At 64.6% G+C, this 14599-nt stretch carries 14 protein-coding genes and 2 pseudogenes; 8 read left to right on the top strand and 8 right to left on the bottom strand.

Going from position 1 to position 14599, the window contains the following annotated elements; genetic code table 11:
* Positions 1-112: 112 nt before the first annotated feature.
* Complete coding sequence (locus SHTP_RS05510) at positions 113-1105, bottom strand: PPE family protein (protein WP_096370007.1); 993 nt, start codon at positions 1103-1105, stop codon at positions 113-115.
* A 249-nt stretch (positions 1106-1354) separates the two neighbouring features.
* On the opposite strand from SHTP_RS05510, the gene SHTP_RS05505 reads away from it, so the two are divergent.
* From SHTP_RS05505 to SHTP_RS05495, 3 genes and pseudogenes are all read left to right on the top strand, one after another.
* Positions 1355-2557, top strand: coding sequence for an ISAs1-like element IS2404/ISMul1 family transposase (locus SHTP_RS05505; protein WP_420872943.1), 1203 nt, complete (start codon positions 1355-1357; stop codon positions 2555-2557).
* A 21-nt stretch (positions 2558-2578) separates the two neighbouring features.
* Complete coding sequence (locus SHTP_RS05500; protein WP_231991295.1) at positions 2579-3583, top strand: PPE domain-containing protein; 1005 nt, start codon at positions 2579-2581, stop codon at positions 3581-3583.
* Positions 3584-3585: 2 nt separating this feature from the next.
* A pseudogene (locus SHTP_RS05495) lies at positions 3586-3795 on the top strand (secretion protein EspL); the annotation flags it as partial.
* Positions 3796-3814: 19 nt separating this feature from the next.
* Here the strand turns inward: SHTP_RS05495 and SHTP_RS05490 are convergent.
* Positions 3815-5017, bottom strand: a complete 1203-nt coding sequence (locus SHTP_RS05490; RefSeq protein WP_420872942.1) for an ISAs1-like element IS2404/ISMul1 family transposase — start codon at positions 5015-5017, stop codon at positions 3815-3817.
* Positions 5018-5376: 359 nt separating this feature from the next.
* On the opposite strand from SHTP_RS05490, the gene SHTP_RS05480 reads away from it, so the two are divergent.
* The 3 genes and pseudogenes from SHTP_RS05480 to SHTP_RS05470 form a co-directional block, all read left to right on the top strand.
* Entirely contained in the window at positions 5377-5691 is a 315-nt protein-coding gene (locus tag SHTP_RS05480; protein ID WP_096370004.1) for an ESX-1 secretion-associated protein, read from the top strand.
* A gap of 118 nt (positions 5692-5809) precedes the next feature.
* Entirely contained in the window at positions 5810-6409 is a 600-nt protein-coding gene (locus tag SHTP_RS05475) for a DUF2694 domain-containing protein (RefSeq protein ID WP_096370003.1), read from the top strand.
* Positions 6384-6674, top strand: a pseudogene (locus tag SHTP_RS05470) (secretion protein EspK); the annotation flags it as partial. The gene SHTP_RS05475 and the pseudogene SHTP_RS05470, both read left to right, overlap by 26 nt.
* 20 nt (positions 6675-6694) lie before the next feature.
* Here SHTP_RS05470 and SHTP_RS05465 read toward each other — a convergent pair.
* Together SHTP_RS05465 and SHTP_RS28145 are read right to left on the bottom strand one after the other, a co-directional pair.
* Positions 6695-7897, bottom strand: a complete 1203-nt coding sequence (locus SHTP_RS05465; RefSeq protein ID WP_420872941.1) for an ISAs1-like element IS2404/ISMul1 family transposase — start codon at positions 7895-7897, stop codon at positions 6695-6697.
* A gap of 123 nt (positions 7898-8020) precedes the next feature.
* The gene (locus SHTP_RS28145; RefSeq protein ID WP_197706997.1) at positions 8021-8254 is read right to left on the bottom strand and encodes a hypothetical protein; all 234 of its coding nucleotides are present in this window, start codon (positions 8252-8254) and stop codon (positions 8021-8023) included.
* Positions 8255-8960: 706 nt separating this feature from the next.
* Between SHTP_RS28145 and SHTP_RS28140 the strand changes: the two genes are divergently transcribed.
* Positions 8961-9791 carry an EspK C-terminal domain-containing protein gene (locus SHTP_RS28140; protein ID WP_197706224.1) on the top strand — a complete coding sequence of 277 codons (831 nt, stop codon included), beginning with the start codon at positions 8961-8963 and terminating at the stop codon, positions 9789-9791.
* A gap of 15 nt (positions 9792-9806) precedes the next feature.
* On the opposite strand, the gene SHTP_RS28540 is transcribed toward SHTP_RS28140, so the two are convergent.
* The 3 genes from SHTP_RS28540 to ychF form a co-directional block, all read right to left on the bottom strand.
* Positions 9807-10067, bottom strand: a complete 261-nt coding sequence (locus SHTP_RS28540) for a hypothetical protein (protein ID WP_231991293.1) — start codon at positions 10065-10067, stop codon at positions 9807-9809.
* 17 nt (positions 10068-10084) lie between these two features.
* Positions 10085-10588 carry a hypothetical protein gene (locus tag SHTP_RS28535; RefSeq protein WP_231991292.1) on the bottom strand — a complete coding sequence of 168 codons (504 nt, stop codon included), beginning with the start codon at positions 10586-10588 and terminating at the stop codon, positions 10085-10087.
* Positions 10589-11042: 454 nt separating this feature from the next.
* Complete coding sequence (gene ychF, locus SHTP_RS05450) at positions 11043-12143, bottom strand: redox-regulated ATPase YchF (protein WP_096370001.1); 1101 nt, start codon at positions 12141-12143, stop codon at positions 11043-11045.
* Positions 12144-12275: 132 nt separating this feature from the next.
* Between ychF and SHTP_RS05445 the strand changes: the two genes are divergently transcribed.
* On the top strand, positions 12276-13502 hold the full coding sequence (locus SHTP_RS05445; protein ID WP_096370000.1) for a DUF6542 domain-containing protein: 1227 nt from the start codon (positions 12276-12278) through the stop codon (positions 13500-13502).
* Positions 13503-13523: 21 nt separating this feature from the next.
* Here SHTP_RS05445 and SHTP_RS05440 read toward each other — a convergent pair whose 3' ends face one another.
* The gene (locus SHTP_RS05440) at positions 13524-14522 is read right to left on the bottom strand and encodes a 4-hydroxy-3-methylbut-2-enyl diphosphate reductase (RefSeq protein WP_036456486.1); all 999 of its coding nucleotides are present in this window, start codon (positions 14520-14522) and stop codon (positions 13524-13526) included.
* Positions 14523-14599 lie beyond the last annotated feature (77 nt).

Raw genomic sequence — 14599 nt, 5'->3', positions numbered from 1 at the left:
GTGTTTCCCGGGCCAACGCGTGGCCTGGCTCACACGAGCGCCTGGTGGTTGCGGTGTGCTCGCCAAAATGCTGGCGGGCGGCGCCCCGGTGACCGGGGCAGCCTCGGATCGGTCACTTATCGGCCGGTAGGCACCGACGCCGGGTAGTCGCCGGTGTGACGTCGGGCAGGGCCCGAGTGGCCGCCGATTCGGCGCTGACCGCGGCCGGATCCATCGCCACGGTGGGTTTGTCAAGCAAGCCGGCCAGCAGCGGTGTGCGCGCCGACAAGCCGCCTGCGCCGGGCAGCGAATCCGCCCGCATCAGTCCCGCCCCGGCACTGGGACCCGAGCCACCGGCCAACGGATGGTGGGACAGCGGACTGGCCCCCAACAAACCGATCTGCACGCCCTCGCCCTGGTCCAGTCCCGCGCCAGTGCCGCCGGGATGGCCAAACAGCGACGTTACCTGCGCCGGCTGCGGTATCGAGCAGCCCATACCCGAGCTCTGGGTCGGCGTTTGCCGGATCGCTTCTTTGGCGGGCAGGGCCACGTTGCGGGCAATCGTGGCGACCCGATCCAGCCCGTTGGCCAGGCCCCAGACACCAAGATTGGTCTTGATCGAGTCCGGCTCGCCGAAACGCGTGTTGACGGCCGTTTGCGCCTGGTAAGCATCCATTGCCGCGGCGGCCTGATTCCACATCCGGGTGAAATAGTCCGTTTCGCTCAGCGCTATCAGCGCCGTACTCATACCCAGAAAGTTGGTAGCCGTAACGACCGCGGCCGTGATGGGGTTCATCGCGATCTCGGGCAGCGGTGGGGTGGCCGCCAGCGCGTCGGCGTGCGCGGCGGCTTGTGCCAACGCCTGCGTGGCACGCGCCTTCGCCCGCGCTGAGGCTGTGGCCAACCAACTCACCATTGGCACGGCCGCGGCAATCGCTCGGTCGCCGCTTTCCCCGCTGCACACCTCACCCGCGGATTTCAGCCGTGCCGACACCTCGATGGCCTGCGCGTCCAGGGCCGCTGCCCAGTCCTTCCACCCCGTGGCGACTGCCAGCATCGAAGTTGACCCCGCCCCGGCCATCAACCGCGCGGTGTTGAGTTCCGGTGGCATCGCGTGCCACAGCATGATGACCCCTGTCTTCTAATGTATCTGGAACGGACAGGCCACCCCGCACTGGCCGGCAGCGCCGTCGCGCACGTTGCCGACCCGCGCCGCCGGCGCCGGGACCGGCCAGGGCTCCGGCGTTGTTGATTAGCAGGCTTGTGAGCTGGGTTGATGATCTTTGGTGCCGCGCTATTGGGGCCGGAGTGTAGGCACGGGCTATCTGGAGAACGATCGAGTTGGTTACTGTTCGTCGTTGGTCTGGAGTTGCCCGTGCCTACCGTTTCAGTATTGCCTGTGTCGTCGGTTCCAGAGGTGTTCGACCGCTGGAGTCCTGGTGAGCGCAGCGAGCTCATCGGATCGGAGTTTCTCGATGTGTTGGCCTCGGTGCCAGACCCGAGGGACCCACGCGGTCGGAGGTATTCGCTGATGGCTTTGTTGGCGATCGCGGTTCTGGCCACTGCCGCGGGGATGCGCGGCTATGCTGGTTTTGCCACATGGGCGGCCACCGCTCCCGATGATGTGTTGGCCCAATTAGGGGTCCGGTTCCGGCGGCCCAGTGAGAAGACCTTCCGCGCTGTTTTGTCTCGGCTAGACCCCGCCGACCTCAACGCCAGGATGGGCAGTTACTTCACTGCACACGTGGCCAGCAGCGACCCCAGCGGATTGGTGCCGATCGCGTTGGACGGCAAGATGCTGCGTGGTGCTTTACGCGCCAAAGCGACAGCCACGCATCTCGTGTCGGTGTTCGCCCACCGTGCCCGATTGGTGCTCGGTCAACTCGCTGTCGCCGAGAAAAGCAATGAAATTCCCTGCGTACGTGCCCTGCTCACGCTGCTGCCGGGTAGCTTGCGGTGGCTGGTCACCGTGGATGCGATGCATACCCAGGTCGTCACCGCGAAGTTGATCTGCGCCACCTTGAAGTCGCACTACCTGATGATCGTCAAGTCCAACCAAGCCAAAATACTTGCGCGTATCACCGCGCCGCCCTGGGCCGAGGTGCCCGCAGCCGCTACCGACGACTCCCGCGGCCACGGCCGTGTCGAGACCCGCACCCTGCAAATCATCACCGCTGCACGAGGAATCGGCTTCCCCTACGCAAAACAAATCATCCGGATCACTCGTGAACGCTTGATCACCGCCACCGACCAGCGCAGCGTGGAGGTGGTCTATGCCATCTGCAGCCTGCCGTTCGAGCACGCCCGCCCTACCGCGATCATGACCTGGATGCGTCAACACTGGGGAATCGAGAACAGCCTGCACTGGATACGCGACGTCACCTTCGACGAAGACCGTCAAAGGGCACATACCGGAAACGGCGCACAGGTCCTAGCAACGCTACGCAACACCGCGATCAATCTGCACCGCCTCAACGGCGCCGACAACATCGCCGAAGCCTGCCGGATCACCGCTTTGACCGCCAACCGCCGCCTAGACCTCCTCAATCCACAATTCCCCAGCTCACAAGCCTGCTAATCAACAACGCCGGAGCCCTGAGTGCTACCCGACTTCACCGATCTCAAGGCGGCCGCAAACAAAATCCACAACAAAGGCGACCAAGGCAAATCGCTGCTGCACTTTGCGGACGAATGGACCACGTACGCCCAAACGATTCGGGACTCCTTTTCCCGGTTCCGGGAATTCGAAGACTGGGACGGCGACGCGGCCGAGACCGTTCAGGACGCACTCCTTCAGCACTGGGACTGGCTGAGCAGCATGGCGGAATTGAGTATCAAAATAGCCAAGCAGGCCTCAGATCTCGCGCAGGTGCAGCACTCCGCCGTACAAAAACACCCCACACTCCACGATGTCGTCGTCCTTGAAAGAGAAATCTGCGTCGCGTACGACGCGACCAAATACGACATCACTGGTACCGCGGTGGCGACTCTGTTGATTCTCAAGTCGAAATACACAAAGAAGCACGAGACGTCGGCAGAGGTGCTTTCCGACTTCTCCGAGAAGTCAACCATCGACCCACTGCATCCGAGCAGCCCGCCGCACGCCCCCACCCCAACCGACCCGCAACCCCACGGCGATATCCCGGTAATCCCTGGCGGTGGGCTGCCGAGCACCCCCACGATGCCCACGATGCCGACCCTGCCGACAATGCCCTTCACCGGGTCACCGGGCGGCGCCGACATGGGGGCCACGGCCGATGCGCTACGCCGCGCATCCAGGTTGGCCCCCGGCACGGAGGTCAAGCCGGCGTCCACCGGCGGAGGCGTTGGCGGCGGTGCGCTGGCACCACCGCCGGCCAACGGAATCGATGCCAGATCCGTACCGACCGGCGCGGCGGGCAGTGCGGGAAGCCTGGGCCGGGGGAACGTGCCCCGCGGCCCCCTGATGGGCGGCGGCATGCCGATGGGCGCACCCGGGCAGGGCCAAGGAAACGCCAAAACCAAGTCCTCGCAACAAGAACAGGAAGTGCTTTACGCCGAGAACCGAGCCTGGACCGAGGGACTCATCGGAATCAGCCCGCTCGAAGACAGCAAGGAGCAGTGACCATGAAATTGGACCCCACGGCGGCCCGGGCGCTGACCTTGATGTCGCAGTTTCAATCCACCCTGCAGGGGCGGTTCCACCACATGAACAACGGGGTTTTCAAAGCCTCCGACGAGACCAAGTCCGTGCAGGTGACGCTCAATGGCTACCAGTGGCTCACCGGCATCCGCATCGAAAACGGTCTGCTGAAAGAGGTGGGCGCGCAGGGGGTCAGGGCTCCGGCGTTGTTGATTAGCAGGCTTGTGAGCTGGGGAATTGTGGATTGAGGAGGTGTAGGCGGCGGTTGACGGTCAAAGCGGTGATCCGGCAGGCTTCGGCGATGTTGTCGGCGCCGTTGAGGCGGTGCAGATTGATCGCGGTGTTGCGTAGCGTTGCTAGGACCTGTGCGCCGTTTCCGGTATGTGCCCTTTGACGGTCTTCGTCGAAGGTGACGTCGCGTATCCAGTGCAGGCTGTTCTCGATTCCCCAGTGTTGACGCATCCAGGTCATGATCGCGGTAGGGCGGGCGTGCTCGAACGGCAGGCTGCAGATGGCATAGACCACCTCCACGCTGCGCTGGTCGGTGGCGGTGATCAAGCGTTCACGAGTGATCCGGATGATTTGTTTTGCGTAGGGGAAGCCGATTCCTCGTGCAGCGGTGATGATTTGCAGGGTGCGGGTCTCGACACGGCCGTGGCCGCGGGAGTCGTCGGTAGCGGCTGCGGGCACCTCGGCCCAGGGCAGCGCGGTGATACGCGCAAGTATTTTGGCTTGGTTGGACTTGACGATCATCAGGTAGTGCGACTTCAAGGTGGCGCAGATCAACTTCGCGGTGACGACCTGGGTATGCATCGCATCCACGGTGACCAGCCACCGCAAGCTACCCGGCAGCAGCGTGAGCAGGGCACGTACGCAGGGAATTTCATTGCTTTTCTCGGCGACAGCGAGTTGACCGAGCACCAATCGGGCACGGTGGGCGAACACCGACACGAGATGCGTGGCTGTCGCTTTGGCGCGTAAAGCACCACGCAGCATCTTGCCGTCCAACGCGATCGGCACCAATCCACTGGGGTCGCTGCTGGCCACGTGTGCAGTGAAGTAACTGCCCATCCTGGCGTTGAGGTCGGCGGGGTCTAGCCGAGACAAAACAGCGCGGAAGGTCTTCTCACTGGGCCGCCGGAACCGGACCCCTAATTGGGCCAACACATCATCGGGAGCGGTGGCCGCCCATGTGGCAAAACCAGCATAGCCGCGCATCCCCGCGGCAGTGGCCAGAACCGCGATCGCCAACAAAGCCATCAGCGAATACCTCCGACCGCGTGGGTCCCTCGGGTCTGGCACCGAGGCCAACACATCGAGAAACTCCGATCCGATGAGCTCGCTGCGCTCACCAGGACTCCAGCGGTCGAACACCTCTGGAACCGACGACACAGGCAATACTGAAACGGTAGGCACGGGCAACTCCAGACCAACGACGAACAGTAACCAACTCGATCGTTCTCCAGATAGCCCGTGCCTACACTCCGGCCCCAATAGCGCGGCACCAAAGATCATCAACCCAGCTCACAAGCCTGCTAATCAACAACGCCGGAGCCCTGCGCAGGGGGTCACTGAGCGGGTCAACGAGGCGCTGCAGAACGCGCAGCGAGCGGTGAGCGTCTTTGACGAACAGTCGGGCCAAACGCTTGTCGACACACTCGCCACCATTTCCGCTGCGATCAGCCAGCCGCCGGCCTGACCGGCAACACCCCCGAAGCGGCCACCGGCCCACAACAACGCCCCTACCCGTCAAACCGAGAGGAATAGCTCAACCCATGAACGAAATCCTGACCCTGCAGCCCGATGTCATCAGCAGACTGTCGCAAGGGCACGACGCTACGGTCACCGGTCTGCAGGCCGCGACGGCGGCGCCCGCCGGGATCAGCGCGAATGTTGCCACCACCCACGGCACGTTCACGTCGGAGTACAACAATGCGCTCAGCGAATTCGAAGCCGTCCGCGCCCGCGCCGGTCAGGCTCTGCAAGGGGTCGCAACCGGACTTTCCAAGAACCTGAACAAGGCGCTCACCGCGTACGTCAACACCGACCGAGCCGGCGCCGAGATCGTCGACCAACAGGTTTATCGCTGATCATGCCCGGTGGCTCGCTGCGAAATGGCACGGGCCCACGCTGCCAGCTGGCGCCCGGTGAGGGGCTCCAAACAGCTTTCACCACGCCCGCCAATGCACCTCAGAAAGGCACCTCACAATGGTCCAGCCCAGATCAAATGCCCACAGCAATCTGGACGCCCTGAAATTCTCGCGCACCGCCGACAACAAGGAATCAGCAATTGACGCGTTGCGCGCTTTCGCGCCGACTCAACCCGAGGAAGCCGATGTTGATTTGAGGGCCCTCCATAAGCCGGCAAAGGACGACAAAGCAGAGGAATGCGACCTGTTCACGGTGGCCAATCCGCAGGGAACCGTGTCGGTGTCGGCCGTGTTGGGCGACAAAATCCGCCGGGTCGAACTGTCGGAGGAAGTCACCACCATGGCTGAACCAAACCTTGCCGCAGAGATATATGTGATTTCCGACCTGGCCCGGCAGAAAGCGCGGGCAGCTCAGCACACCCTCATGGTGCAAAGCATGAAGGACATCGAGAGCGAAGAACACCGCGCCAAGCTGCGTGAATTCCTCGGCACCATGTTGAACCTACCGACGCCAGAGCAGGCCGCCGCAGCACAGAAAGAGGTTTTCGCCACCCGATACGGTCGCGAATCCGCCCGAAAATCTCGCGGCAATGGCCTAGACGGCGTTCCGGTATTCGCGAGGAGAGTAAGCGATGTGCATCGCGAAGCCGACTGGTGAACATGTCGGGCTGATGCTCGACCCGGGTGGGTGGCCGGAGGCCGATGAGGACATCTTTTATGTCCGGGCCCAGCAGTACAGCCAGACATTGCGCCAAATCACCCATGTCTTGGACACGTGTCGGCAGCAGCGGCTCCACGTCTTCGAAGGCGGTGTCTGGTCGGGGGGTGCCGCTAATGCCGCCAACGGCGCGCTGGGCGCAAACATTGATCAACTGATGACGGTGCAGGATCATCTCGCGACGGTGATTGCCTGGCATCGGTACCAGGGCTCCGGCGTTGTTGATTAGCAGGCTTGTGAGCTGGGGAATTGTGGATTGAGGAGGTCTAGGCGGCGGTTGGCGGTCAAAGCGGTGATCCGGCAGGCTTCGGCGATGTTGTCGGCGCCGTTGAGGCGGTGCAGATTGATCGCGGCGTTGCGTAGCGTTGCTAGGACCTGTGCGCCGTTTCCGGTATGTGCCCTTTGACGGTCTTCGTCGAAGGTGACGTCGCGCATCCAGTGCAGGCTGTTCTCGATTCCCCAGTGTTGACGCATCCAGGCCATGATCGCGGTAGGGCGGGCATGCTCGAACGGCAGGCTGCAGATGGCATAGACCACCTCCACGCTGCGCTGGTCGATGGCGGTGATCAAGCGTTCACGAGTGATCCGGATGATTTGTTTTGCGTAGGGGAAGCCGATTCCTCGTGCAGCGGTGATGATTTGCAGGGTGCGGGTCTCGACACGGCCGTGGCCGCGGGAGTCGTCGGTAGCGGCTGCGGGCACCTCGGCCCAGGGCAGCGCGGTGATACGCGCAAGTATTTTGGCTTGGTTGGACTTGACGATCATCAGGTAGTGCGACTTCAAGGTGGCGCAGATCAACTTCGCGGTGACGACCTGGGTATGCATCGCATCCACGGTGACCAGCCACCGCAAGCTACCCGGCAGCAGCGTGAGCAGGGCACGTACGCAGGGAATTTCATTGCTTTTCTCGGCGACAGCGAGTTGACCGAGCACCAATCGGGCACGGTGGGCGAACACCGACACGAGATGCGTGGCTGTCGCTTTGGCGCGTAAAGCACCACGCAGCATCTTGCCGTCCAACGCGATCGGCACCAATCCACTGGGGTCGCTGCTGGCCACGTGTGCAGTGAAGTAACTGCCCATCCTGGCGTTGAGGTCGGCGGGGTCTAGCCGAGACAAAACAGCGCGGAAGGTCTTCTCACTGGGCCGCCGGAACCGGACCCCTAATTGGGCCAACACATCATCGGGAGCGGTGGCCGCCCATGTGGCAAAACCAGCATAGCCGCGCATCCCCGCGGCAGTGGCCAGAACCGCGATCGCCAACAAAGCCATCAGCGAATACCTCCGACCGCGTGGGTCCCTCGGGTCTGGCACCGAGGCCAACACATCGAGAAACTCCGATCCGATGAGCTCGCTGCGCCCACCAGGACTCCAGCGGTCGAACACCTCTGGAACCGACGACACAGGCAATACTGAAACGGTAGGCACGGGCAACTCCAGACCAACGACGAACAGTAACCAACTCGATCGTTCTCCAGATAGCCCGTGCCTACACTCCGGCCCCAATAGCGCGGCACCAAAGATCATCAACCCAGCTCACAAGCCTGCTAATCAACAACGCCGGAGCCCTGGCATCGGTACGTAGCCGATTTGATTGGGCAAGCCAAGTCGGAAATCGGTAACCATGTCGATGCTGCTCAACGAGAAATCAACATCGTGGAGCGGGATCAGACCCTCGACGCCGAACAGAAGACCGCCGCGATCGATTCGCTGATCAGTGTGGCGCATGCGGCCAATGTCGGCGTCGTTTCCAGCACCGCTGAGCAGGTGCTGGAGTTCAAGCATTGGAAGGCGCCGAAGAACGCCCTCGAACAGCTGCTGGATCAGAAGACGCCACCACCACTGCCGGACACACCGCCAGTGAGTGCGCTCCCGGATACACCGCCACTGGGCGCCCCGGCACCGACGGAACCGCCGCTGGTCACCCCCGGTATCGGAGCGAACCCGGCACCGGAAGGGGCTGCGAGTCCGGTCCGGCCGGTCGCGCCGGTCAGACCCGGTACTGCGGGACCGCCTACCTTGGGGGCGGTACCGATCGCGGCGTCACCGATCCCCGCAGCCACCCCGCGTCCGGCTCCGAGCCGGCAGGCCGTACCGGCAGCTGCGCTCAGACCTGCGACGTCGACCGATCAGACGCCCGTCACGGGTGGGCTTACCGATCAGCCGGCGCAGGCAGATCCGTCACAGTCCGGCGAGCAATCGGGGGTGGGTGTTGCGCCCGCCGCAATGACCGGCATGGCGCCCGCGCGGGTGGCCGGCGCAGCACCGAGCGGGGCCGGATTTGGCTCGACCGCGGATTCGGGCAGCGCAGGCCCGGCCACGGGGTGGGGCGCGCGGTCACGAGTTCCGGCTGGAACACCCCGGTTGGGTGGGTCGGTCCGGGGGCGCGCAGCGGCCCCCCCGAGCGTCCGCGTATGGCGCGTCAGCCGCAGGGTCGTGGGCGACCGATCACACCAATGGCACCGATCAGCGCGAGTCAAACGATGCGCCCATGGCGGGACCGATGGTCCCGGTTGCGGCGGCCCGGGCGGCGCGCGATGCCGTGGCCGCAGGCTTCACCACCCGCGGTAAGGACCGGGATGATGCGCTGCGCTCGGCGCGCCGGATCGCGGCGGCGCTCAACGCGCCCGGTGGTGGCGCCGACTACGATTTCGGGTTCTTCTGGATCACCGCGGTGACCGTCGACGGCCAGATCGCGGTAGCCAACAGCTATGGGCTGGCCTTTATCCCGGACCGGGTCGAACTGCCCGACGTCGTGCAGATGGCCAGCGCCGATCACGCCATCCCCGCCGGCGAGCGGGCGCGCTGTGCTACCTATCCGCTACTGGCCGTGCAGGCCTGGGCAACCCACGATGACACCACGCTGCGGGCGGTGATCGGCACCGCGGAGCAGCTGGCCGACTGCGATCCCGGGGTCGCCAAAATCATCCTGGAGCCCGACGACATCCCGGAGAGCGGCAAAATGACCGGCCGGTCCCGGCTGGAGGTGGTCAATCCTGCCGCCGCGGCTCGGCTGTCCGACACCAAAGATCCGAATTTGATCAAGCTGTTGCCGCCGGCCCCGGTTGCCGCGGATGTCCCGGCAGATCAGGACGGGATGTTGTGGTTCGAGGTGATGGCCCCCATGGCCAGCAGCGCCGCTGGCCGCGAGGCCGCACACCTGAGGGCCTTCCACGCCTATGCCGCGCACGCGCAAGAACTCGCCCTGCACCTGGCACACTGCGCAGCCGATCCCGACACCGCGCGTGCCGCCATCGCCGACTGGCTGTACTGGCAACACGTCGCCGGGCTACTCGGCAGCGCCCTGTGCAACGCGGCGTGACACCGACCGCGAAGCTCAGAGCACCGTGACGTCGGGACCTGCCGACTGATTGTCGGCGGTCGTGCCGGTTCCGCCCTCGATCGGGGCACCACCCAGAGTCTGGGAGCCGGGTGCCGCGCCAGCGTCGTCCGCCCCGGCCTTGGCGTCGCGCTCGTCGTCGGCGTCATCGGCTTTCATGTCGTCGACCAGCAACCCGTGTTGCGCCGGTGCGGCACCGCCGGCCTGCGATGCCGTCGAGACGATTTGTTGCGTACTTTGACCGATGGATTGCGCCATCGGAGACGCATACTGCGCTACGAAAGCGGCTTGCGACCCCAGTTGAGCCAGTTGCGGGCCGGCCTCGGCGACCTGTGCGGCCACCTCGGAAATCTGTGGTGACAGCTGACGATCAGCGTCTCTACGCCCTGCCGTGCGCGGTCCGCCCACTGCCAAGCAGACGTGGCCATCGACTGAACGAACTGACCTGCCTGATCTGTGACCGTGCTGCCGGTCAGGATTGGGGCCGAGCCGCGGAATTGATGCTGGCTTAGATTTTCGCCGAGCGACTCATCGACCTTCGTGTAAATGTCGACCGCGGTGGCCATGCTCGACGCAGTATTTGCCATGTCAGCTTTTGCGCTGGGCAGTAAGTCGGTCACCGAAGATTCGATGTTGGGCATCGCCGTATTGATCGCGACCGATAGCGCATCCGTTCCAGCCTCGACAATCAGCGCCGGCGGCGTCGGAAAAACGAGGCCGCGCAGTCTTGTCCCCGCAGCACCTAAGCCAGCCGGATCGACGGCCAGTGGTTCAGCCATTGCCGAATCCCTTCTGTACGTTCGCTACCGAGCGAATTCCGTCCAATGCGACGGCGCGCCAATCACGCCGATATTCACGACCGGGTGTGACCACTCACGGCGCAAACCGAACGGTGCTCTGATCGCAAGAATCAAAATCGAATGGCTCGGTCGATATCATCGATGTCCGCGATCATAGTAGCAGCAATAATTGAATCGACACCGCGCCAAACAATTTCAGAATCGCATTTCATAATTGCCGACGCCCGACAAATATGCGACGCTGCGCCCGCCAAGAAAAAGCATGATCGCGGCTACCTTTGGGCAAATCCCCGGTTGCGTCCGGTCACAGTGCGGTGCAGAAAATCGCGTCGACCGGACCGCACCCGAACAGTCATCCGAGCGCGCCTGTCCTGCCACGAGCACACCGACCGGCGCCGGATTCCTAACCTCGGATCTTCGGACCGAATCCGCGCTAGCGCCCTGCTGCCTTACCGCCGGAGCTGGTCTGGAAACGGAACTCGACCACGTCGCCATCGGCCATGACGTAGTCCTTGCCCTCCATCCGGACCTTGCCGGCGGCTTTGGCCGCGGCCATCGACCCGGCGGCCAACAGGTCGTCGAAGGAAACGATCTCCGCCTTGATGAAGCCCTTTTCAAAGTCGGTATGGATCACCCCGGCCGCCTTGGGCGCGGTGTCGCCACGGTGGATGGTCCAGGCCCTGGCCTCCTTGGGCCCCACCGTCAGGTAGGTCTGCAGGTTGAGGGTGTGGAAGCCGGCGCGGGCCAGCGCGTCCAGGCCACGCTCGGTTTGTCCGATCGACTCCAGCAGTTCGGCGGCTGATTCCTCGTCGAGCTCGACCAGCTCCGCCTCGATCGCCGCGTCCAGGAAGACGGCGTCCGCCGGCGCGACCAGTTCACGCAGCTGGGCGACCCGCGCGGCATCGGTGAGCACCGACTCGTCGGCGTTGAACACGTACAGGAACGGTTTGGTGGTCAGCAGGTTCAGTTCACGCAGCAAGGAGGTGTCCACCCCGGCGGCGAACAGTGTCTTTCCACTGTCGAGCACCTCCTGGGCCGCCAGCGCCGCTTCGTGGACGGGCTTGCGCTCCTTGTTGTTGCGAGCTTCCTTCTCCAGCCTGGGCACGGCACGTTCGAGGGTTTGCATGTCGGCCAGGATCAACTCGGTCTCGACGACTTCGATATCGGAGCGGGGATCGACCCGGCCGGACACGTGGGTCACGTCGTCGTCGTGGAACACCCGCACCACCTGACAGATCGCGTCGCACTCGCGAATGTGCGCCAGGAACTTGTTGCCCAGTCCGGCGCCCTTCGACGCTCCCTTGACCAGTCCGGCGATGTCGACGAAGGTCACCGGTGCCGCGACGATACGTTCCGATCCGAAAAGCTCCGCCAACTTGTCAAGTCGCGGGTCCGGCAGCAAAACGACCCCCTCGTTGGGCTCGATGGTGGCGAACGGATAGTTGGCTGCCAACACGTCGTTGCGTGTCAGCGCGTTGAAGAGTGTCGACTTGCCCACATTTGGCAGGCCCACGATTCCCAGGCTCAAGCTCACAGGGAGCCAAGTCTAAGGTGCCGCGATCTAGGCTTATGGGCGCCCATCCCCGTAGCGGATGCCGGGGGCACGCCCGTGACTACTGTCCAGGTATTTACGGGCCTTTGGGCGCATTGCCGGTACGGTCTAGATGTGTCAGCGGACCGGGCGAGAACAGCGGTGCCACCAAGCCACCGCTCAATCGTTCCCAATATTCCAGGTGCTCCGTGGTGGGGCGCGGTTCTCATCGCCGTCAGCACGACGGCACTCGGGTACGCGTTCGACGCCGGCCACAAGGATCTGACACACGTTTTCGCCGGCTTCTACATCGTGGGCTGCATCGCCGCGGTGCTGGCGGTCCGCCAATCGGGCGTGTTCACCGCGGTCATCCAGCCGCCGTTGATCCTCTTCATCACGGTGCCCGGTGCCTACTGGTTGTTCCACTCCGCCAAGATCGGCAAGTTCAAGGACCTCCTGATCAATTGCGGCTATCCGCTGATCGAACGTTTCCCATTGATGCTGGGCACCGCCGGTACGGTGCTGCTGATCGGCCTGATCAGGTGGTACATCGGGATGGTGCAACGAACGAGCGCGCTGGCCACCGGTGACGACGGCGAACCCACCACCGCCGCACGAACGCCGATTTTGCACAGCCTCGCCGAAAAATTGAGTGCCCTGCTGGGCGGTGACTCCGACGACCCCGACGACGTGGCCGATGCGGCCCCGCCAGCACCCGAAGCGGGCAGGCGGTCATCGCGAAGCGGCCGCAGCTCCACGGGCGGTCGGTCCACCACCCGGCGCACCGACCGCACCCGTGCGCGACGCACCCGCCCACCGGTAGAAGATCAGCCGGACCCGGGTGCCGAACGTCCGCGGCGCCGCCGTCCGACACCCCCTCCCGACAACGACGCGGCCGAACCGCCCCGGCGGGCGCGTCGCCGGCCCCGCCCACCGGGTGACTCGGACTTGCGCGCCACGCCGCCGCGCCAGCCGCGGCGTGATCCGCACACGCGGCGCAACCCGTACGAGTCCTACGGGCGGCCCGCGCCCCGCACCAGTCGCTTCGATCCCTACAGCGGATACGAGCCACCCGAGGCCCCGGAGTCCTTCGATCGGTATGAACGCCGGGCCGGCCGCTACGAGCCGTATGAGCCCTATGAGCCGTTTGAACCCTTCGAGCCCCCCCGCCGGCGCGGCAGCACCGGCGGGCCCAACAACGCCAACCCGAAACACCACCCGATCTCGCAGGTCCGCTATCGCGGGGCGGCGCCCCGCGACGAGGGCCGCGATCAATACCGCGACGAGCCTCGCCCGGATCGCCGGGGTCGTCCCCGCGCACCGCGCCGGCCCCAGGCCGAATCCTGGGAGTACGACGTCTGACGCCGTAACGCGGCGGAATCGCTAGCGCGCCGGCCGGATTTCCCGGGGCAGGGCGAATACCAATGTCTCGTTGGCCGTGGTCACCGGCTGCACCATGTCATAACCGCTCTCGGCCAGCCGTTCCAGCACACCACGTACCAGCACCTCGGGGACCGAAGCCCCCGACGTCACGCCGACCGTGGTGACACCTTGCAGCCACGACTGATCGATGTCGTCGGCCCAGTCCACCAGGTAGGCGGCTTGGGCGCCCGCACCCAACGCCACCTCGACCAGCCGTACCGAGTTCGACGAATTGCGCGAGCCGACGACCAGCACAAGGTCGCATTCGGGTGCCATCGCCTTGACCGCGACCTGGCGGTTCTGGGTCGCATAGCAGATGTCGTCGCTGGGCGGATCCTGCAGCTTGGGGAAGCGTTGGCGCAGTCGTGCGACGATCTCCATGGTCTCGTCCACCGACAACGTGGTTTGCGAGAGCCAGACCACCTTGTCTTCGTCGCGGATCGTCACCCGCTCGGCGCCGTCGAGCCCGTCGACGAGCTGTACGTGTTCGGGAGCCTCCCCGGCAGTTCCGACGACCTCCTCATGGCCCTCATGACCAATCAGCAGGATGTCGTAGTCGTTACGGGCGAACCGCCTGGCCTCGTTGTGCACCTTGGTGACCAGCGGGCAGGTGGCGTCGATGGTCTGCAGGTTGCGTTCGGCGGCGGCCGCGTAGACCGTCGGGGCGACGCCGTGGGCAGAGAACACCACGATGGCTCCCTCGGGAACCTGATCGGTCTCCTCGACGAATACCGCACCCGCCTTGGCCAGGGTGTCCACCACGTGGCGGTTGTGCACGATCTCGTGACGCACGTAGACAGGCGGACCGTGCTTTTCCAGCGCTCGCTCGACCGTCTCCACGGCGCGATCCACGCCCGCACAGTAACCTCGCGGCTCGGCCAATAGCACCCGTCTACGGGTCGGGACGTGCGCTACCGAACTCGAGGCACCGGGAATTCCCATGTCGATAGTCGGCACCATGCCATTCAGGGTACTTTCTGCCGCCACGGCTAGGCCATTCCCGACCATTTGCGCTCATGCCACCGCGGCTAGCTTGG

The sequence above is a fragment of the Mycobacterium ulcerans subsp. shinshuense genome (genome assembly GCF_002355775.1).
Classification (GTDB): domain Bacteria; phylum Actinomycetota; class Actinomycetes; order Mycobacteriales; family Mycobacteriaceae; genus Mycobacterium; species Mycobacterium marinum.
The sequence above is the reverse complement of the archived record's forward strand: the minus strand, read 5'-3'. Positions and strand labels throughout refer to the sequence as shown.